This is a genomic window from Agrobacterium tumefaciens (assembly GCA_025559845.1).
Taxonomy (GTDB): Bacteria; Pseudomonadota; Alphaproteobacteria; order Rhizobiales; family Rhizobiaceae; genus Agrobacterium.
The window spans coordinates 2,017,301-2,037,425 of sequence record CP048470.1; the positions used below are offsets into that span (position 1 = coordinate 2,017,301).

Sequence of the window (20,125 nt, forward strand, 5' to 3'; positions counted from 1 at the left end):
GTCTCACCCATAAAATTCCCTGCCATTCCGGCTGAGCGCCGGAGCGGCGGGGCCAGTCGGATCGAGGCAAGGTATCAAACCATGCAATTACGCGCGTTGATGTATTTCGATGAGCTTGTTCGCACCAACTCCATGCGTGCGGCGGCCGAAAATCTTAACGTAGCGCCGACAGCCGTCAGCCGGCAAATCGAAAATCTTGAGTATTATTTTGGCTCCCCTCTCGTGGAGCGCTCCAGTCGCGGAGTGAAGTTGACCGCAGCGGGTGAATTGCTGGCCGCACGGGCAGGCAAGACCCTCCGCGAACTCGATCACGTTCATCAGCTCATTGATGATCTCAAGGGACTTCAGCGGGGACGCGTCACGATCTATGCCAACGGCGCGACGGTGGCCAACCTGTTGGCGCCGGTTCTGGCGCAATTCTCGCTAAAGTACCCGAAGCTTCGCTTTGAGGTCCACATCACCAGCGCGCGTCAGGCAATGGATGCTCTCGGCTCGGCAGAAGCCGATCTTGTTGTCGGGCTATTCGCACCCAAAGTTTCAGGCGTGAAAGTTCGCTCGCGTACCCGTATCAGTTACGATGTGGTCTTGCCGGTGGGACATCCGCTGGCGGACAAGCTGGAGATTTCTCTCAAGGAACTTGCTGAACTTCCACTTGCACTGCCGGACAAGAGCTTCGCTGCCCGCCAGGCGTTCGAAGCACTGTTTTTTGATGCCGGCGTAGAACTTGATCCAGTCTTCATCACCAGTTCATTGGAGATGCTGAAGGAACTTGTTCTTGGCAACGCCGCTGCAACGCTTCTTCCGGCTTTGTCGGTCGCCCGTGAGATCCGCAGTGGCCAGATGATTGCGGTTCCGCTCGCTGGCAAGAAGGGCATTCATACCCATATCGAGCTTTGTGTGGCGCCCGACCGGCAACTGTCTTTTGCGGCCTCAAAACTTGCCGATTTTATAGAACGCTTCATGCGCGACGCGACAGCCGCTTAGCCGATTCCGATCAAAAGCGAATATCCGTGAAACTAATTCTCTCGTTCCCTCGTCTGTTGCTCCGCCCCTTTTGATGGGCGCCGGGCCTTGTAAGGCGCAGTCCGCGCCTGGGCTTCAGGCAGGAGGAGAATTTATCATGTCAAGTCTCGCAATCCGTCTCGCCGCCTGTGCAGCCGTCGTCGTGATGGCTGGTACAAATACATTCGCCGCAAATCCCAAGGTTGGAGGCGCGGCGATGTTTGAAGACAAAAACATTGTCGAAAACGCTAGCCAATCGAAAGATCACACAACTCTGGTCGCTGCGGTGAAAGCTGCCGGCCTTGTCGACACCTTGGCCGGGAAAGGGCCGTTCACTGTGTTCGCTCCGACTAATGAGGCGTTCGCAGCACTGCCGAAAGGCACGGTCGACACACTTCTCAAGCCGGAAAACAAGGCGCAACTCACCAAGGTCTTGACCTGCCACGTTGTCGCTGCCGATGCCATGTCTGCTGCCATCGAGAAAATGATCATGGATGACAACGGGACACATGACGTCAAAACGGTCGGTGGCTGTGTACTGAAGGCGAAAAGCAGCATGGGTAAGATCACGCTGACGGACGAGAATGGCAATGTTGCCAAGGTGACGATCGCTGACGTCAAACAATCAAATGGCGTGATTCATGTCATCGACAAGGTTCTTTTGCCGAAGATGTAACCGAAATTATTTTGCCGTGAAGCCGCTCTAGCGAGCGGCTTCTGCATGGTAACGGATGACGGAAGGCGGGCTTTGCCCGCCATTTGTGGGGTGAATCACATTGCCGGCAAGATCGTGATGTCGCGGATATCCGTTTCAAGCCCACTCACCGCACCCACCTCAGTTGCTGCGCCACTTTCGAGATTGACGGTGTAAAGCGTTTTGTTCGCGATCAGGTAGGCGGTGTTCTTGCCGCCGTCCAGCCCTTGGACGTCGAAGGCGTAGGTCGCGGGCATATCCTTGATCCCAAGTTTGCCAATTGCCTTCAGTGTACCGTCATTCGGTTTCGTCTGCTGGATCAGTGCACCGATCTTGGCATCGATGTTGTACATCGCGGTCTTTTCCGGCTTCCCGATGGAGTTTGTGTAGGCCGCGGCGACGATTACGGGTGTCTCGCCCTTATGCATGTCGCCGTCTTCGTAGGCAAGCGAACCATCGACCGTCACGGCACCTGTGTCGGGGTGAACCCGGTGGTTTGTTGTACCGGTCATGAAGCGCAGGCGGTCTGCCATCGGATTGAAATCGACCACGACAGGTGCATCTGTCACCGTCAGCATCTTGTCCATTTTGGCAACCTCCGTCGCAGCGCCGCTGGCGAGATCGATGGTGACGATCCTGTGGTCGGGAGTGACGCCGACGACCGTCTTGTTTCCTGGCCGGAAATCGATACCAACCAGCTTATCAACACCAGTCACATCCATCGTCTTGCTGACGGCGGGCTTTTCCGTGTCGAACATGACAAGTGTCTTGTCTCCGGTCAGGCCAAGAACAGGGGCTGCAGACGCCGCAGCTGCGGAAAGAGTAAGTGCGGCAGTGGAGGCGATCAACGCGAAACGAAAGGTGTTCATATCTATCTCCCTTGGTTGGTTCATGAGAAGCTGTCCGGCGTGCGCCATTTTGGTGCTTCCAGTCTTAAGACACAGGAGAGGGGGTACTTGGATGCAGCGTTTAAAATTTTTTCTCGTGCATCCGAATGGCATCTCGAAACGTATAGGCTACAAATGGTTCAGGACGTGGAGGCAGGGGAGATTGTGCGATACATGCTGGTAGGATCGGCCCCGGAGGAACTTGAAGTCGCGCTCATGGCCTGTGCGAGAGGAGAGCGCGCGGGCTTGAAGCTGATCTATGATCGGGAGGCGGGACGCCTGGTTGCCGTCGCTGAGCGTATCGTGCGCCGCCGTGATCTGGCCGAGGAGATCGTTCAAGAGGCGTTTATCCGGATATGGACGCACGCGCATCAGTTCACACCGGAGCGCGGCTCGGCGCGAGGCTGGATCTACGCCATTGTTCGCAATCGGGCGCTCAATGTCCTGCGTGACGGCAAGCGTGAATTTACAGAGGAAGACATCGAGGCACTGCAGGATGCCGAGCAGGAGCATGAGGTCATGGCAGCATGGCAAAGGCTTGATCGGCAGTCGAGGTTACGTGAGTGTCTATCCTCTCTTGAAGACATCAAACGGCGCGGCATCCTGATGGCCTACATCGGCGGTTATACCCATGGCGAAATTGCAGGTCGGCTGAAAATCCCCCTTGGCACGGCGAAATCCTGGATCAGGCGTGGCCTTTTGATGCTTCGGGAGTGCATGGCATGAAAATCGACCGAATGGACATGCCCGCTCTGGCTGATGAATACGTGCTTGGTTTGCTGGATCGCGCCGAGGCGATCGAAATCGAGGCGGCTATGGAAACGGATGCCGAACTGATGGCGGCAGTGGCGGCAAGTCGCGACCGGTTTCTTCCGCTTGACACAACGGCGGAGCCCGTTGCCATTGGCGACGGACTGTGGACGAAGATCGCGGGTTCACTGCCGCCTCAGGTCACATCCTCCAAGTCAGCCGTAACACCTCCCGCCAATCAAAACAGCAAGAGCCGTTGGCGCGCCGCTGCCATTTCCGCTATGGCCGCTTGCGTGTTTCTTTCCGTAGGGCTGGCGCTCAGCCTGATGCGAACGGTCGAGCCGCTGGTCATTGCGGTTCTCGTGAATGAGGCAGGTGAGGTGCAGGCTGTTGTTGAGGATTTTGGAAACGAGAATGCCAGCGTCAGGCTTCTGGCGGATTTCACGGTACCCGATGACAAGATGATCCAGGTCTGGACGCTGCCGTCGCGTGACATGGGCCCGGTGTCACTTGGCCTGATCGAGAATGCACGCTCCGTCAGCCTTACCGGGCCTGCTTTGCCGAGGCCACAAAACGGGCAACTCTACGAGCTGACCCTCGAAAATGCGGGAGGGTCACCAACTGGCCGTCCGACAGGGCCCATCCTTGCGAAAGGCTTTGCAAAAATGCCGCGTTGATCTCACGGCGCGGGGTTTGTTTTCCATGATCTATCGTGTAGCGATTTCGGCTACGCACCGCACACAAAATTGACGATTGTGTGTGCGCATGCAACATGACACTGTTTTTGAAACGGGCGGTTTGGAAAGGGCAAAAATGCCTCGGCCGCCAGACAGGGGACATTGATGCTACGCAACTATTTCTCGCATTCGATGAATGTGACGCGGCGTGCCGCGCTGACGCTGGCGCTCGGAACGGCACTCGCCTTACCTTTTTCAACTGATAATGCGGAGGCTGCGCCGAAGAACACCCTCGTTCTGGGCATGGCCGTCGAACCTGCAGGTCTCGACCCCAGTATTGCAGCGCCTGTCGCCATTGGTCAGGTCACCTGGCAGAACGTGTTCGAGGGTCTCGTCACCATCGACAACAAGGGAAAGGTTAAGCCACAACTCGCTGAGAGCTGGGAGATTTCTCCCGATGGCAAGACATATACGTTCAAATTGCGTCAGGGCGTGACCTTCCACGATGGGGAAGCATTCGATTCATCCGTTGCCAAATTCTCGCTTGATCGTGCGCGTGGCGATGCTTCCGTCAATCCGCAAAAGCGGTTCTTTGCGTCCATCGACACCATTGAGACGCCGGACGCGGCAACGCTTGTGTTGAAACTCAAACAGCCTGCAGGCAGCCTCATTTATTGGCTCGGCTGGCCAGCGTCCGTCATGGTTGCGCCGAAGAGCGCTGACAACAACAAGACAACGCCTGTCGGCACCGGTCCGTTCAAATTCGCAAGCTGGGCCAAAGGTGACAAGGTCGAGTTGGAGAAAAATCCCGCCTATTGGGATAAGGCAGTGTCGGTGAAGCTTGAAAAGGCCACCTTCCGTTTCGTAACTGACCCGCAGGCACAGGCCGCAGCCTTGAAGTCGGGTGACATCGACGCTTTTCCGGAGTTCGGTGCGCCCGAACTGATGTCGTCCTTCGATGGCGATGCGCGCCTCGGCACCTTCGTCGGCAATACCGAACTGAAGGTGGTTGCAGGCATGAATAGCGCCCGCAAACCTTTTGATGACAAACGTGTCCGTCAGGCTCTGATGATGGCGGTTGATCGTAGCACGGTCATTGAAGGTGCCTGGTCGGGCTTTGGCACAGCTATCGGCAGCCATTACACACCCAACGATCGCGGTTATGTCGATACCACGGGTGTTCACCCTTACGACGTTGACAAGGCGAAGGCTTTGTTGACCGAGGCTGGTTATCCGGACGGTTTTAGTTTCACGATCAAAGCCCCGCAGATGGCCTATGCCCAGCGCACCTCTCAGATCTTGCAGGCCATGCTTGCCGAGATTGGCGTCACGATGAACATCGAAACCACCGAGTTTCCGGCGAAATGGGTGGCGGACGTTCTGAAGGGCGCCGACTACGACATGACGATCGTTGCGCACGCCGAGCCGATGGACATCGATATCTATTCGCGTGATCCCTACTACTTCAACTACAAGAACCCGGCCTTCAATGAGCTTGTCAAGAATGTCGAGCTGACTTCTGACGCAAGCGAGCAGGAAAAGCTCTACGGTGAAGCCCAGAAAATTCTCGCTGAAGATGTGCCCGCTCTTTATCTGTTCGTCATGCCCAAGCTTGGCGTATGGGACAAGAAAATCAAAGGGTTGTGGGAGAACGAGCCGATCCCGTCCAACGTCTTGACCGACGTTCATTGGGAAGAGTGAGCATTTCCGACAGATGCGGACTGGATCTGTCGTCCCGCCGGTGAACACGTTTCGCCAACAGAGCCTTGTCAGCCCAATAAGCGGGGCTGACCGGGTTTCGGCTCAAGGCCGGAAAAATGGAAATCGGCGGGCGGACAGCCCGTGGTAAATGGAAATGCTTGAGAGGACACACAGCCGATGATTGCCGTCATTCTGCGGCGCCTTGCCAGCCTCATCATTACGCTGTTTGCGGTGTCTCTCATCATCTACGTCGTCATGGGGTTACTTCCGGGTGATCCGGCTGCCATTATGCTTGGCACCTCCGCCAGCCCAGATACGCTGGCAGCGCTTCAGAAACAGATGGGTCTCGATCAACCGCTTGCCTTGCGGTACCTTCATTGGCTCGTTGCCGTCTTCCGTGGTGATCTTGGCCAGTCCTATACATATGGCGTCCCGGTTGCCGGCCTGATCCTTGAACGGCTTGCCGTAACATTGCCGCTTGCCTTGATGGCTGTCTGCCTGTCCATTCTCATCGCTATCCCGCTTGGTGTGGCTGCGGCACGCAACCGCAATGGTGTCGTTGATTTCGGTGCCGGTCTTTTCTCGCATGTCGGAATTGCAGTTCCAGGATTTTGGGTCGGCCTGCTCCTGATCCTTGTGTTTTCGACAATGCTGGGCTGGATGCCTTCAGGCGGATTTCCGGGCTGGCAGGCAGGTTTCGGCGTGGCTTTCACGGCACTGGTGTTGCCTGCTGTCGCCCTGGCGCTTTCGCAGGCCGGCGTCCTGACACGCGTTTGCCGTTCTGCGGTTCTGGAAGTGATGAATGAGGACTTTGTGCGAACCGCGCGTGCCAAGGGATTGAGCGAGCGAGTGGCGCTTTGGCGCCACGCGGTACCAAACGCGATGATCCCGGTCGTTACCATGATTGGCCTGCAATTCACGTTTCTGATTGCCGGTGCAGTCCTCGTGGAAAATGTCTTCAATCTGCCAGGACTGGGGCGGCTTGCCTATCAGGCACTTACCCAGCGCGACATCGTCGTCATGCAGGCGGTTGTGCTGTTCTTCTCCGGCCTTGTCATCGTCGTGAACTTCATTGTTGATATAGCCTATCTGTTCATCGATCCGCGGCTGCGGGCAGGTGCACGATGATGAAAATGATCAGCAGGCGCCCCGCCTTAGTTCTTGGTGTGACCGTTACCGCGTTCCTGGTGGCAATTGCGCTTCTCTCCCTTGTCTGGACACCGGTCTCGCCGACGAAGATGCAGATCGTCCAGAAACTCAAGTCTCCTGTTTCCTACGGTGGTCTCGGTACAGACCATTTTGGTCGTGACGTTCTTTCCATGCTCATGGTTGGCGCATGGAATTCACTGTCGACTGCTGTTGCCGCTGTCGCCATTGGAGCATTTATCGGTACATTGGTGGGTGTAACTGTTGCGGCTCTTCGTGGCGTCACAGAAACAGTGGTCATGCGGATCTGCGATATCATCTTCGCGCTGCCGCCGATCCTGTCCGCGATGATGCTCGGCGCATTCATCGGCACCGGCCGTTTCACTGCCATCATCGCAATCGCAACTTTCATGGTCCCCGTCTTTGCCCGTCTCACTCTTGGTGCAGCCTTGCAGATATGGGCGCGTGAATATGTCACTGCAGCAACCAGCATCGGCCAAAACCGGGCGAAGATATCGCTTTTCCATATCGTGCCCAACATCTCCAACCAGATCATTGTTCAGGTGACGATACAGCTCGGTCTTGCCATTCTTACCGAGGCAGGGCTGTCCTTTCTCGGGCTCGGCATGCCGCCACCCGCAGCGACGTGGGGACGCATGCTCGCCGATGCCCAGACCTATCTCGGTGTCGCTCCGTGGCTTGCCGTCATGCCGGGTCTTGCGATTGCCCTTGCCGTTTTCGGCTTCAATCTTCTCGGTGACGGTCTTCGCGACCTTCTTGACCCGCGCGATACTAGTTGAGGGCGGCGCAGCCCCGCGCATTTCACTCCATCTCCCCGTATGATTTTGACGAGACGAAGCACATGACCGATCTCCATCAACTCAACACGCTCGAAATTCTGGCGCTCTACGCCGAGAAAAAGCTGTCACCGTCGGAATATTGGCAATCGGTAGAAGCACGGATAGCGGCGTTCGAGCCAGTGGTGAATGCGCTTTATGCCTATGACCCGGAGGATGCTCAAAAACAGGCTGCAGCATCCACCGACCGTTGGCAAAAGGGCGAGACAGTCGGACCACTTGACGGAATTCCGGTGTCACTCAAAGAGTTGATCGCCACCAAGGGCCAGCCGATCCCGCTCGGTACCAAGGCCGTGGAACTGGTGCCTGCGGCCGAGGACGCTCCGGTCGCTGCGCGTTGCCGCGAGGATGGAGCCATCATTTACGCAAAGACGACGTGCCCCGACTACGGAATGCTGTCATCTGGCCTGTCGAGCTTCCACAAGTTAAGCCGCAATCCGTGGGACCCGAGCCAAAACCCGGGTGGTTCAAGCGCAGGCGCAGCCTCTGCCGGCGCAGCCAGCTACGGCACGCTGCATATCGGCACGGACATCGGAGGGTCGGTGCGCCTGCCTGCCGGGTGGACCGGTCTGTTCGGCTTCAAGCCAAGCCAGGGCCGCATTCCAGTCGATCCCTATTATACCGGTCGCTGTGCAGGTCCTATGACGCGTAGCGTTGTGGACAGTGCTTACGCCATGGCGACACTTTCTCGCCCGGACTGGCGTGATGGTACATCATTGCCGCCCAATGATATCAACTGGATGGACCTTGATGTTGATGTAAAGGGTCTCAAGATCGGACTGATGCTGGATGCCGGTTGTGGATTGGCCGTCGATGTCGAAGTGCGCGAGGCAGTCCTGGCTGCTGCAAAACTGTTCGAGGCGGCGGGTGCGATCGTCGTTCCGGTTGAGCCGGTTCTGACACGGGATATGCTGGATGGGCTTGACGACTTCTGGCGCGCAAAGTTCTGGGGCGATATTGTCACCCTGAGCGATGAGCGGCGCGCTTCAATATTGCCCTATATTCACGAATGGGCTGTCAAGGGAGCGGGTGTTTCCGGTGCACGAGCCGTCTTTGGTTTCAACCAGACGATGGAGATGCGCAAAAGCTGCGGACGGTTGATGCAGACGGTCGATGCCGTGATTTCGCCGACAAATCCTATTGTGTCCTATCCTGCCGACTGGGCATCACCCACCAATGATCCGCAACGGCCTTTCGAGCATATCGCCTTCACTGTGCCGTGGAACATGTCAGAGCAACCTGCTTCCTCGATCAATTGCGGATTTTCGACGTCGGGCATGCCTATCGGTTTGCAGATTGTTGGCCCTCGCTACGCTGACCTCCTGGTGCTGAAGCTTTCCAAGGTGTTTGAAGATTGGACCGGTGGTGTGACGAATTGGCCGGAGCCGCCACAGGCGCGCTGATTTGTCATTATTCTGCGTGTAGTAACGTCATAATACCCGCCTCGATGTTCCTCCTGTTAGCTTGCTCCAGGCATTCTTACGGGAGGAACATTCATGCCGAAAAAGATACTGATGATCGTTGGCGATTTCGCCGAAGATTACGAAACGATGGTTCCCTTTCAGACCCTTCTGGCTGTAGGTCATACCGTTCACGCCGCTTGCCCCGGAAAAAAGGTGGGCCAGTCCATCGCCACCGCCATCCATGATTTCGAAGGTGACCAGACCTACACGGAAAAGCGTGGCCATAATTTTGCGCTCAACGCGACTTTCTCTGAGATCAAGGTGGCTGATTACGACGCACTTGTTATTCCAGGGGGGCGTGCGCCGGAATACCTGCGTCTCAACGCGGATGTTCTCTCTGCGGTTAGACATTTCTTCGAAACGGACAAGCCGGTTGCCGCTGTTTGTCATGGCGCGCAATTGCTGGCGGCCGCCAACGTTCTGAAAGGGCGCACATGTTCAGCCTATCCGGCTTGTCGCCCCGAGGTTGAGCTTGCTGGCGGTACATATGCTGATATCGCCATCGATGCGGCTGTCACCGATGGCAAGCTGGTAACGGCACCTGCCTGGCCGGCTCATCCGGCGTGGCTCCGCCAGTTCATGACCGTTCTCGGTCAATAGACACGCGTCGGAACAGGGCTTTTACCGGCGCTGTTTCCCGTTTATCGTTCAGACTACGGTGAGGGAGGAAACCATGTGCAAGCTGTTCATCAAGGCAGATCCAGCGCTTTGGGAAAGCCACACCCGTTCGCTGCGGATTGATGGAATGGTCACAAGCGTCAGGCTTGAGAATTTCTTCTGGACGACACTGGATGAAATCGCCCGCAGGGACGGCATGAACAGTGTTCAGCTCATTGCCAAGCTTTACAATGAATCGATTGATGCGGGGCATGACCTCGGAAACTTTACCTCGTTCCTGCGTGTCTGTTGCGGTCGCTATCTCGCCCTGCAGTTATCCGGTGATATCCCGGCTCGTACGGATGTCGCGATCGCGGGACTGGACGCCGACAGCATTCTTGATTCCGAAAAGATCAATTACCACTGAGCGGCGTAAACGATGCGGCGCCGACAAGCGCCGCATCTGTTGCTCAGTTTTTCAGCGCGCGAGGGTCCAAGGCGTCTCGCACTGCATCACCGATATAGTTGACGCTCAGCACTGTGAGTGAGATCGCAAGTCCTGGCCACAGGACACGGGATGGGGTGAGCTGGAGAAAGTTTGCTCCATCAAACAACAGTCGACCCCATGTCGGGAAATCGGATGGGAAGCCGAGACCGAGGAAGGACAAAGCCGATTCCGTGATGATCGCCGAAGCGATGCCAAGTGTTGCGGACACCATGATGGAGCTCAGGACATTTGGCAGGATATGGCGCAGGATGATGCGGTATTCGCGCATGCCGCTCGACTTTGCTGCCAGAATGAACTCCTGGTTCTTGATTGTCAGCACATCGCCGCGAACGATACGTGCCGTGTGCATCCAGCTCGTTATTCCGATGACGAAAACGATCAGGATGAATATCCCGCTTTCCGGGCCGAATGCAGCCCGCAGCGTGTCACGAAACAGCATGATGATGACCAGTAGCAGGGGTAAAAGCGGCAGCGCCAGAAACAGATCGGTGAGGCGCATGAGCGGGCCGTCCAGTCTGCGGAAGTATCCCGACAGCACGCCCACCAGTGTACCAAGAACAAGCGCCAGCAGCATGGCGGTGATGCCAACCGCAAGCGAGATACGCCCACCAGCCAGGACTTGTGCGAGCATGTCCTTGCCAAGGTTGTCAGTCCCGAACGGGTGAGCCAGCGAAGGCCACTGGTTGCGGTCTTTCACATTGAGAGCATTTGGCGCGACTGTGTGGATGTAGGGCCCTACATAGACGGCGAGCAGAATGAACACAAAGACAATCAGTCCAACGACGCCGCCCTTGTGAGCCCTGAACTGTTTCCAGATATCGGCCAATGCTGATTGTGTTGGAGTGGCGGCAACGGCTGGCGCTGCAACGGTGGCGTCAGTCATAGCGTATCCTCGGATCAAGAATGCCGTAGAGAACGTCAGCAATCAGATTGAAAAGCACGATCAACACGGCAAAGATGAAGGTCAATGTCTGCACGAGCGGGATATCTGCACCCTGCACGGCGGTAATCAGCAGTTGACCAAGGCCGTTCACGCGGAAGATCTGCTCGGTGATGATTGCCCCCGAGAAGATTGTCGGAACGCCGAGTGCGATGACGGTAACGACCGGAATGAGGCTGTTTCGCAAGACGTGGACCAACAGAACGGCCTTTTCCTTTACGCCCTTTGCTCTGGCTGTGCGGACATAGTCCTGATGCAGGTTGTCGAGCATGGAAGCCCGTACAAAGCGGCTGATCTGTGAAACGTTGTAGAGCGTCAGCACCATCACTGGCAGGAACATCTGCTTTACCTGCGCCACGAAGCTTGCCCAGTCCGTGACCCTTAGGTTGGTGTCATAAACCGATGGAAACCACTGCAGATTGGAACTGAAGATGACGACAAGCAGAACACCTGTGAAAAAGGTCGGAACCGAATAACCGACCATTGAAACGAAGGTGCCGATCTGATCGAAGATCGAATATTGCTTGTAGGCGGAGATCACACCGATCGGGATCGCCAGCAATGCTCCGAACAGGTAGGCAAGTCCAACAACCCACAAGGTCTGTGGCATGCGCTGGATGACGAGATCAACAACAGGGCTTCGGGTTGCCCAGGATAAAACGCGAGTGCGGTTGCCGTCACCGATCTGCCAGCCAGTGAGCTGTTCGAAAAGGTTGAGAGGTTCGTTGATGAAGAACTGTTGCAGCCACAAGAGGTAACGGATCAGGAAGGGCTGATCGAGACCAAGGGAAGCCCGGATCTGTTCGCGAACTTCTGGTGGGATCGTGAGCGGCAGATCGCCGGTCGGATCGTTGGGCGCCAGATCCAGCAGTGCGAAAATCACAAAGCTGATGACGAGAAGCGTCGGCACGGCAAAAAGAAGCCGTCGGAGCGTAAAAGTAAACATCGGAAAGTCTCCAGACCTTCAAGGAAATGCAAAGCGCCAGCTCCCCCATTGGGGAAGCCGGCGCGTGTTGCATCTTACTTCTTGCGGGACCAGTCAGCGACGTTCCAGAGTTCGGAATCCCAGGCGTTCATGCGAACCCCTTCGAGTGTCAGCGAATGAGATGAGACGCTGCCTCGGTGGATCAGAGGAATGTGCGCACCTTCTTCCGTCAGCATGTCATTGGCCTGCTTAGAAAGTTCAGCGCGCTTTGCCAGATCAGCGGTTTTGGAGAGTTCGCCGACGAGTTTGTCATAGGCCGGGTTGCAGTAACGTGGAATATTCTGTCCCTGCCAGCCGGTTTCAGGAGCAGGGATCTTGTCGCAAAGCCACTCTGCCAGATATTTTTCCGCATCCGTGCCGTCGAAGTTGTTCGTGTACATTTCGACATCGGCATAGAATTTCTGGAAGGTGTCCGGGCTTGCAGGGTCGCCACCGAAGAAGACGGACGCCGAGACGTTGCGCAGTTCAGCGCCAACGCCAATCTGCGACCACATATCCTTGACCAGTTCCTGTGTTGCCTGGCGGACGGAGTTTGTCGATGTCTGGTAGAGGAAAGACAGCTTCACGCCGTTCTTGGCGCGGATGCCGTCGGAGCCTTTTACCCAGCCAGCATCATCAAGCAGCTTGTTTGCACCTTCGACATCCTGCTTGAGGCACCAGCTGTCGTTTTTGGTCGAGGCGATGGCTTCTGGAGCAGGAACAATGTTGCAGGTCGGTTTGCCGCCTTCTCCGTAACCGGCTTCGTCGATGATTTCACGATCGATGGCCAGAGAAAGCGCGCGACGAACAGCAGGATCGGAAAGAGCCGGGTGCGGGCCGGCCTGCTTGGTGGAGCGTTTGTCACCAAGCGATGGATCGGCATTGTACCAGTTGAGATTGATACGTTCGACCTGAGTTCCGAACGCCGTTTCCAGCTTGCCTTTACCGGCCGCCACCATGGTTGCGAGGATTTCCGGCTCGACTTGCATGTTCCAGGCATAGTCGTATTCGCCTGTCTCCAGAACAGCGCGGGCTGCAGATGCAGCATCACCGCCACCCTTCAAAGTCGCGGTCGCAAAGGCTGGTTTGCTCGGGTCGCGATAGTTGGGGTTGGCAACGTAGCTGATAACGTCGTTTGGCTTGAAGTCCTTGACGACGAACGGGCCCGTGCCGATCGGACCAAAGTTGGCTGACGTGCAACCCGGTGCCGCAGCACCAACGCAGTTTTCGAACTGCTTTTTCTGAATGACGGGTGACTGTGCGCCGACAAATGCCGAATAGGGGTAAGGCTTCGGCTCGGTGAAGATGATTTTTACAGTGTGGGGATCTACCGCTTCAACACTTTTGACGCCTTCGTATTGCGCAGCCTGGGCGCAGCCGCCATCTGGTGCGGTGCAATATTTCCAGGTGAAGATCACGTCTTCGGCCGTGAACGGCGTGCCGTCAGACCACTTCACGTCCTGCTTCAGCTTCCAGGTCATGCTGAGCAGATCTTTGGCGACGCCGCCATTGTCGATTGTCGGGATCTCGCTCACAAGCATCGGAACGAGCTCACCTTTTTCGTCGTAACGGGCAAGCGGCTCGATGACCATAGACGAGCTGTAGACCTCTTTCGTGCCACCCGAAAGATAAGGATTAAGCGTCGATACGGCCTGCCAGAACAGGATCTTCAGTTCGCCGTCGCTGCCTCGCTCGGCATGGGCGGCAGAGCCTGCCAGGGCCAGTGCCGCGACAGTGCTGGCAAATAGAACGCTGCGCTTTTTCATTGTATTTTCCCCTTTTTGGATTTTATCCGTTTGAATGTCTATGACGCCTTTCCTCAAGCGTCTTATGCAAAGCCTATTTATTTAAGTATTTGACTTTGCTAGGAAATACTCCTCGCATTCCCCATGATGCTATTGTTGGATTTTTTGAAATGCAACCCCCAAAGTTTCGGCGGTGAACAAAATTTGTGCCGTGAGGTTGAGGGCCTAATTTTCGCGCATGCAATAAAATTCACACTTGCAAAACTGAAAAATCCCATCGCAATATGCCGACCAACAATCCGGCGGGGAACAAAAAAAGGAAAAGCGGGAATGCCGATATTGAACCGAGTGGCCGAAATGCAGGAAGAAGTTGCCGGCTGGAGGCGCCATCTGCATCAGACTCCGGAACTGCTCTATGACGTTTTCGAAACGTCGAAATTCGTGGCCGAAAAACTGCAATCCTTCGGTTGCGATATTGTGGAAACAGGCATCGGCAAGACGGGCGTTGTCGGCATCATCAAGGGGCGTCATGGCGATGGCCCGACGATCGGTTTCCGTTCCGACATGGATGCGCTGCCGATCCTGGAAACCAGCGGCAAACCATGGTCTTCGAAGACCCCTGGCAAGGCCCATTCCTGTGGTCATGACGGCCATACTGCAATGCTGCTGGGGGCAGCCCAATACCTTGCCGAAACCCGCAATTTCAAAGGTTCGGTCGCCGTGATTTTCCAGCCGGCGGAAGAGGGTGGGGCTGGCGCGCTTGCTATGCTGAACGACGGCATGATGGAAAAGTTTGGCATTTCGCAGGTCTACGGAATGCACAATGAGCCGGGCATTCCAGTCGGCAACTTTGCCATCCGCAAAGGCTCGACGATGGCGGCAGCCGACAGTTTTGAAATCACCATCACGGGTAGGGGCAGTCATGCCGCCGCGCCGCACCTTTCGATCGATCCGGTACTGACGTCTGCACACGTCATCATCGCACTGCAATCAATCGTTTCGCGGGAGATGGACCCATTGAAGTCGCTCGTGGTGACGGTCGCGACGACGCATGGCGGAACGGCGTCGAACGTCATTCCGGGCGCTGTGACGTTGACGGGAACGGTGCGAACTCTTTTGCCGGAAACACGTGATTTTGCCGAAAAACGCTTGAAAGAAGTGGCTACGGCCACCGCGATGGCACACGGCGCCACAGCCGAAGTGAGATATGACCGCGGTTACCCCGTCACCTTCAATCACGCCGAAGAAACCGAGTTCGCGACCGGCGTCGCCATGGGGGTGGCAGGTAAGACGGCCGTCAACACCAACCCCAACCCTCATATGGGCGCAGAGGATTTTTCCTACATGCTTGAGGCACGTCCAGGCGCGTTCATATTCATCGGCAACGGTAACACCGCCGGTCTGCACAATGCCGCTTATGATTTCAACGACGATGCGCTGCCTTACGGCATCAGCTACTGGGTTTCGATGGCCGAAACCGCACTTGCTGCGTGAGACAACTGGCGGCCCCTGCGGCCGCCTTCTGCTTTTCAGGAGAACAGCATGCTTTTGGCGGCAACGTCCATGGAACAGACTGGCGGTTCAGTGAGCCCGGTCCTCTCCGTACAGAACATGACCACGTCCTTTCGCGTCGACGGCGCCTGGAAACCTGTGGTCCGTAACATGAGCTTCGAAATCGCACCGCGTGAAACGGTCGCGATCGTTGGCGAGAGCGGTTCAGGAAAAAGCGTCACCTCACTTTCGATCATGCGCCTTCTCGACAAGAAATCGAGCAGGATTGAGGGTAGGGTCATGCTCGGTGGTCGCGATCTCCTGGCATTGCCCGAAGAGGAAATGCGCAGGGTCCGTGGCAAGGACATCTCGATGATTTTCCAGGAGCCGATGACCAGCCTCAACCCGATCTTCCCGATCGGCAAGCAGATTGCCGAGGCATTGACCGTGCATCAGGATATTTCGTCGGCGGCAGCAAAGGCCGAGGTGATCCGTCTCTTGGAGAAGGTACGTATCCCGAATGCCAAGAATCGTTTCGATGAGTATCCACATCAGTTTTCGGGTGGCATGCGCCAGCGCGTGATGATCGCCATGGCGCTTGCCTCGAAACCGAAGCTCCTGATCGCTGACGAGCCGACGACCGCTCTGGATGTCACGATCCAGGGGCAGATCCTCGACCTTATCAAGACACTGCAGGAAGAAGAGGGCATGTCCGTTCTCTTCATCACTCACGACATGGGTGTTGTGGCAGAGGTTTCGGATCGTACGATCGTCATGTTCCGTGGCGATGTTGTGGAAACCGGTACGACCGACGACATTTTTCATCGCGGCAAGCATCCCTATACCCGCGCGCTTCTGTCGGCCGTGCCAAAGCTCGGTTCCATGAAGGAGCGCGAACTGCCTTCGCGTTTCCCGATCATCGATATCAAGACCGGTGAAAGCCAGCCTGTTATTGAGGTCAAGGACACCGTGTCGACGTCGAGAACGCCAATTCTGGCGGTCAAGGATTTGACCACACGCTTCGACATTCGCTCCGGACTGCTAGGGCGCAAATCTGGCGCGGTGCACGCGGTTGAAAAAGTCTCGTTTGATCTCGCTGAAGGTGAAACGCTATCATTGGTGGGAGAATCCGGTTGTGGAAAGTCCACCACCGGTCGCTCCATCACGCGCCTGATCGAGCCCACATCCGGCAATGTCATGCTGGATGGCTACGAGGTTATGAAGCTCGACAAGGCAACGCTACGCACCATGCGGCGCAGTGTGCAGATGATTTTCCAGGACCCGTTCGCCAGTCTCGATCCGCGCATGAGTGTCGGTGCGGCGATCATGGAGCCGTTCGTGGAACATCGTCTCGGCTCAAAGAGCGAAGCACGAGATAAAGCTGCCGACCTCATGGGAAAAGTTGGGCTGAGTGCGGATATGATGAAGCGTTTCCCGCATGAATTTTCAGGCGGACAGCGCCAGCGCGTGGCAATCGCGCGTTCGCTGATGCTCGATCCGAAGGTTATCGTTGCAGACGAGGCTGTCTCCGCGCTCGACGTGTCCATCAAGGCGCAGGTCTGCAATCTTCTCCTGGATCTGCAGCAGAACCTGAACCTCGCTTTCCTGTTTATTTCGCATGATATGGCGGTTGTTGAGCGGGTAAGTCACCGTGTCGCGGTGATGTATCTCGGTGAAATCGTCGAAATCGGCCCACGTGCGGCGGTCTTTGACAACCCGCAGCATCCCTATACGCGCAAGCTGATGTCGGCAGTTCCCGTACCCGATCCTGCACGACGGCAGATGAAACGCAACATGGCGACGGATGAGATCAAGAGCCCGATCCGACCAGTCGACTACGTTCCGCCTCAACGGAACTATCGCGAAGTCTCGCCTGGCCACCTGGTGCAGGAAGCAGCGTAACGCCGCAACGTGCTTTCGACGTTTGGAAAACCGTTCTCGACCGCAAGGCGGGGACGGTTACCGGTGTTGACCGCGCAATGGGTGTCTCCGTCAATCGACACATAAACATCTGCTTTGGCGGGAATATCCGTCTGAACGCTCTTCGGCGCTCTCCGGCTTTTGTGCTGTCCGCGGTAGTCATTCCCAAGTGACAAGCGCGTTTCGGGCCCCCTTCATGTGTTTGACACGTGATGGCAAATAATGTCAGCACATGTTTAGGCAATACGGACAAGGACAGCGAGATGGCCAAACGAAGCGAAGCAGCACATGGGCGGCTTGACGATGCGGCACGCGCCGGCTGGCTTTACTATGTCGCGGGCCGTACGCAGGACGAAATCGCTGCTGCCATGGGGATTTCGCGCCAGTCAGCGCAGCGCCTCGTCTCGCTTGCTGTTGCCGAACGGCTTATCAAAGTGCGGCTTGATCATCCCATCGCTGCCTGTCTCGAAAAGTCCGAGAGGCTAAAGGAGCGGTTTAACCTGAAACATGCGGAGGTTGTGCCGAGCGACCCTGCGGGCGTCTCTTCGACAGTGGGCATTGCTGAGGCGGGGGCGGCTGAAATCGAACGTTGGCTTAAAAGTGCTGAGCCGATCGTGCTGGCCGTAGGAACCGGGCGTACGCTGAAGGCGGCCGTGGACCAGTTGCCGCCGATGGAGTGCCCGCAACATCGGATTGTTTCCTTGACCGGCAATATAGGGCGGGATGGATCTGCGGCCTACTACAACGTCATCTTCTCGATGGCTGATGCGATCAAGGCACGACACTTTCCGATGCCGTTACCGGTCCTATGCTCGTCTGCCGAGGAGCGCGAGTTGCTCCATGATCAATCCATCGTGCGCTCTACGCTGGCGTTGGGTGCTACGGCATCCGTGACCTTTGTCGGGGTCGGGGAACTCGGTGAAAATGCGCCTCTCTGCCTTGATGGTTTTCTTGGGGTCGACGAGATGAAGGCTCTGATGGAAAACGGCGCGGTCGGGGAGATCTGCGGCTGGTTTTATGATGCTGATGGCAAGGTGCTGGATCATCCAGTCAATGAGCGGGTTGCCTCTGTTCCTATCCCTTCGCGAGACACTTGCACCGTTATCGGTCTAGCTCAGGGGCAGCGCAAGCAATCCTCGATTCTCGCTGCTTTGCGGGGAGGTTTGCTGAACGGCATCATCACTGATGAAGCGACAAGTGAATATTTGCTCACGCATTGAGCAAAAAATAATTCAATAAAATCAATGTTCTGTTTTTTTGATGTGCGCCGCAGCACAGGATGTTGCTTGACTTTTATCGCCTCCAGGTGAGTAAATGCTCCAGAGCAAAGCGAATGCTCAATATTTCTTCTGGGAGGAAGATATGACGTTGAAGACCATTTTGCTGGGCGCCTGCTCGGCTCTCGCCTTTTCCACCCTTGCTTCTGCTGAAACGCTGACGATCGCCACCGTAAACAATGGCGACATGATCCGCATGCAGGGGCTCACCTCCGACTTCACGGCCAAGAACCCTGACATTCAGGTAGAATGGGTCACGCTCGAAGAAAACGTTCTGCGTGAACGTGTGACAACGGATATCGCCACCAATGGCGGTCAATACGACATCATGACCATCGGCAACTACGAAGTGCCGATCTGGGCCAAGCAGGGCTGGCTGCTGCCGCTCGAAAAACTTGGCGACAAGTACGACGTGGACGATCTCCTGCCCGCAATTCGTGGCGGTCTGTCCAATGAGGGTAAACTTTACGCCGCTCCATTCTACGGTGAATCCGCGATGATCATGTATCGCAAGGATCTGTTCGATAAAGCCGGTCTGAAGATGCCTGAAAACCCGACCTGGGAATTCATCGGTGACGCGGCGCGCAAGGTTACCGACCGCTCTGCCGACATCAACGGTATTTGCCTGCGCGGCAAGGCCGGTTGGGGCGAGAACATGGCCTTCATCACGGCTCTGACGAACTCGTTTGGCGGCCGATGGTTTGATGAAAACTGGAAGCCCCAGTTCGATCAGCCCGAATGGAAAAATGCTCTGCAGTTCTACGTCGATCTGATGAAGGATGCCGGCCCTTCCGGTGCGTCGTCGAACGGCTTCAACGAAAATCTGACGCTGTTCCAACAGGGCAAATGCGGCATGTGGATCGATGCGACCGTCGCAGCATCCTTCGTGTCTAACCCGAAAGACTCCACTGTGGCCGACAAGGTTGGCTATGCGATCTTCCCAACGCAGGGCGAGTTGAAGAACCATGGCAATTGGCTGTGGTCCTGGAACCTTGCGATCCCGAAGAGCTCGCAGAAGTCTGACGCGGCCGAGAAGTTCATTGCCTGGGCAACCAGCAAGGAATACACGGACCTCGTCGCTTCCAAGGAAGGTTGGGCAAACGTGCCTCCAGGTACGCGCACCTCGCTTTACAAGAACGCCGAGTATGAAAAGGCGGCTCCATTCGCCAAACCGACGCTTGCCGCCATGGACGCTGCCGATATCACCAAGCCGACCGTCAAGCCGGTTCCCTATACCGGTGGTCAGTTCGTAGCGATCCCTGAGTTCCAGGCGCTCGGCACGACGGTTGGTCAGCTCTTCTCGGCTGTTGTCGCCGGTCAGTCGAGCGTTGACGATGCACTGGCAGGTGCTCAGTCCACCGCAACGCGTGAGATGACCCGCGCTGGATACATCAAGTAATCCTCCCGAAGATCGCTGTCCGGCAGGCTTGCCGGGCAGCGATATACTTCAGGGTTACAATTATGCCGGGCCGAGATAGTGGGCCCGGCTGTCATCCGATCCAATCA

At 56.4% G+C, this 20,125-nt stretch carries 18 protein-coding genes; 14 read left to right on the forward strand and 4 right to left on the reverse strand.

Annotated features, from left to right (window positions below):
• The first annotated feature begins 81 nt into the window (after positions 1 to 81).
• Both FY156_25625 and FY156_25630 read left to right on the forward strand, forming a co-directional pair.
• Positions 82 to 984: a LysR family transcriptional regulator gene (locus tag FY156_25625; protein ID UXS04826.1), complete on the forward strand. Its 903-nt coding sequence runs from the start codon at positions 82 to 84 to the stop codon at positions 982 to 984.
• Positions 985 to 1,120: 136 nt separating this feature from the next.
• Complete coding sequence (locus FY156_25630) at positions 1,121 to 1,678, forward strand: fasciclin domain-containing protein (GenBank protein ID UXS04827.1); 558 nt, start codon at positions 1,121 to 1,123, stop codon at positions 1,676 to 1,678.
• A 95-nt stretch (positions 1,679 to 1,773) separates the two neighbouring features.
• Here the strand turns inward: FY156_25630 and FY156_25635 are convergent, their stop codons facing one another.
• The gene (locus FY156_25635; GenBank protein UXS04828.1) at positions 1,774 to 2,565 is read right to left on the reverse strand and encodes a DUF4394 domain-containing protein; all 792 of its coding nucleotides are present in this window, start codon (positions 2,563 to 2,565) and stop codon (positions 1,774 to 1,776) included.
• Positions 2,566 to 2,757: 192 nt separating this feature from the next.
• On the opposite strand from FY156_25635, the gene FY156_25640 reads away from it, so the two are divergent.
• The 8 genes from FY156_25640 to FY156_25675 all read left to right on the forward strand — a co-directional run bounded on the left by FY156_25640 (position 2,758) and on the right by FY156_25675 (position 10,201).
• Complete coding sequence (locus FY156_25640; protein UXS04829.1) at positions 2,758 to 3,309, forward strand: sigma-70 family RNA polymerase sigma factor; 552 nt, start codon at positions 2,758 to 2,760, stop codon at positions 3,307 to 3,309.
• Entirely contained in the window at positions 3,306 to 4,010 is a 705-nt protein-coding gene (locus FY156_25645) for an anti-sigma factor (GenBank protein ID UXS04830.1), read from the forward strand. The genes FY156_25640 and FY156_25645 overlap by 4 nt, the downstream gene beginning before the upstream one ends.
• A 165-nt stretch (positions 4,011 to 4,175) precedes the next feature.
• Positions 4,176 to 5,711 carry an ABC transporter substrate-binding protein gene (locus FY156_25650; GenBank protein ID UXS04831.1) on the forward strand — a complete coding sequence of 512 codons (1,536 nt, stop codon included), beginning with the start codon at positions 4,176 to 4,178 and terminating at the stop codon, positions 5,709 to 5,711.
• 177 nt (positions 5,712 to 5,888) lie between these two features.
• A complete protein-coding gene (locus tag FY156_25655) occupies positions 5,889 to 6,839 on the forward strand; it encodes an ABC transporter permease (protein ID UXS04832.1) in 951 nt (316 codons plus the stop codon).
• Complete coding sequence (locus FY156_25660; GenBank protein UXS04833.1) at positions 6,836 to 7,657, forward strand: ABC transporter permease; 822 nt, start codon at positions 6,836 to 6,838, stop codon at positions 7,655 to 7,657. Before FY156_25655 ends, FY156_25660 begins: the two co-directional genes overlap by 4 nt.
• Positions 7,658 to 7,719: 62 nt before the next feature.
• Complete coding sequence (locus FY156_25665; GenBank protein UXS04834.1) at positions 7,720 to 9,117, forward strand: amidase; 1,398 nt, start codon at positions 7,720 to 7,722, stop codon at positions 9,115 to 9,117.
• Positions 9,118 to 9,210: 93 nt separating this feature from the next.
• Positions 9,211 to 9,777, forward strand: coding sequence for a DJ-1/PfpI family protein (locus tag FY156_25670; GenBank protein ID UXS04835.1), 567 nt, complete (start codon positions 9,211 to 9,213; stop codon positions 9,775 to 9,777).
• A 73-nt stretch (positions 9,778 to 9,850) separates the two neighbouring features.
• On the forward strand, positions 9,851 to 10,201 hold the full coding sequence (locus FY156_25675; protein UXS04836.1) for a ribbon-helix-helix domain-containing protein: 351 nt from the start codon (positions 9,851 to 9,853) through the stop codon (positions 10,199 to 10,201).
• A 43-nt stretch (positions 10,202 to 10,244) separates the two neighbouring features.
• Here the strand turns inward: FY156_25675 and FY156_25680 are convergent, their stop codons facing one another.
• From FY156_25680 to FY156_25690, 3 genes are all read right to left on the reverse strand, one after another.
• Entirely contained in the window at positions 10,245 to 11,165 is a 921-nt protein-coding gene (locus FY156_25680; protein UXS04837.1) for an ABC transporter permease, read from the reverse strand.
• A complete protein-coding gene (locus tag FY156_25685) occupies positions 11,158 to 12,168 on the reverse strand; it encodes an ABC transporter permease (protein UXS04838.1) in 1,011 nt (336 codons plus the stop codon). The genes FY156_25680 and FY156_25685 overlap by 8 nt, the downstream gene beginning before the upstream one ends.
• 74 nt (positions 12,169 to 12,242) lie before the next feature.
• The gene (locus FY156_25690; GenBank protein ID UXS04839.1) at positions 12,243 to 13,952 is read right to left on the reverse strand and encodes a peptide ABC transporter substrate-binding protein; all 1,710 of its coding nucleotides are present in this window, start codon (positions 13,950 to 13,952) and stop codon (positions 12,243 to 12,245) included.
• Between the two features lie 309 nt (positions 13,953 to 14,261).
• Here FY156_25690 and FY156_25695 point away from each other — a divergent pair, with 309 nt between their 5' ends.
• From FY156_25695 to FY156_25710, 4 genes are all read left to right on the forward strand, one after another.
• Positions 14,262 to 15,425: an amidohydrolase gene (locus FY156_25695; protein ID UXS04840.1), complete on the forward strand. Its 1,164-nt coding sequence runs from the start codon at positions 14,262 to 14,264 to the stop codon at positions 15,423 to 15,425.
• Between the two features lie 48 nt (positions 15,426 to 15,473).
• A complete protein-coding gene (locus tag FY156_25700; GenBank protein UXS04841.1) occupies positions 15,474 to 17,324 on the forward strand; it encodes an ABC transporter ATP-binding protein in 1,851 nt (616 codons plus the stop codon).
• Positions 17,325 to 17,605: 281 nt separating this feature from the next.
• Positions 17,606 to 18,562, forward strand: a complete 957-nt coding sequence (locus tag FY156_25705) for a sugar-binding transcriptional regulator (GenBank protein UXS04842.1) — start codon at positions 17,606 to 17,608, stop codon at positions 18,560 to 18,562.
• 142 nt (positions 18,563 to 18,704) lie between these two features.
• Entirely contained in the window at positions 18,705 to 20,018 is a 1,314-nt protein-coding gene (locus FY156_25710) for a sugar ABC transporter substrate-binding protein (GenBank protein UXS04843.1), read from the forward strand.
• Positions 20,019 to 20,125: the final 107 nt, after the last annotated feature.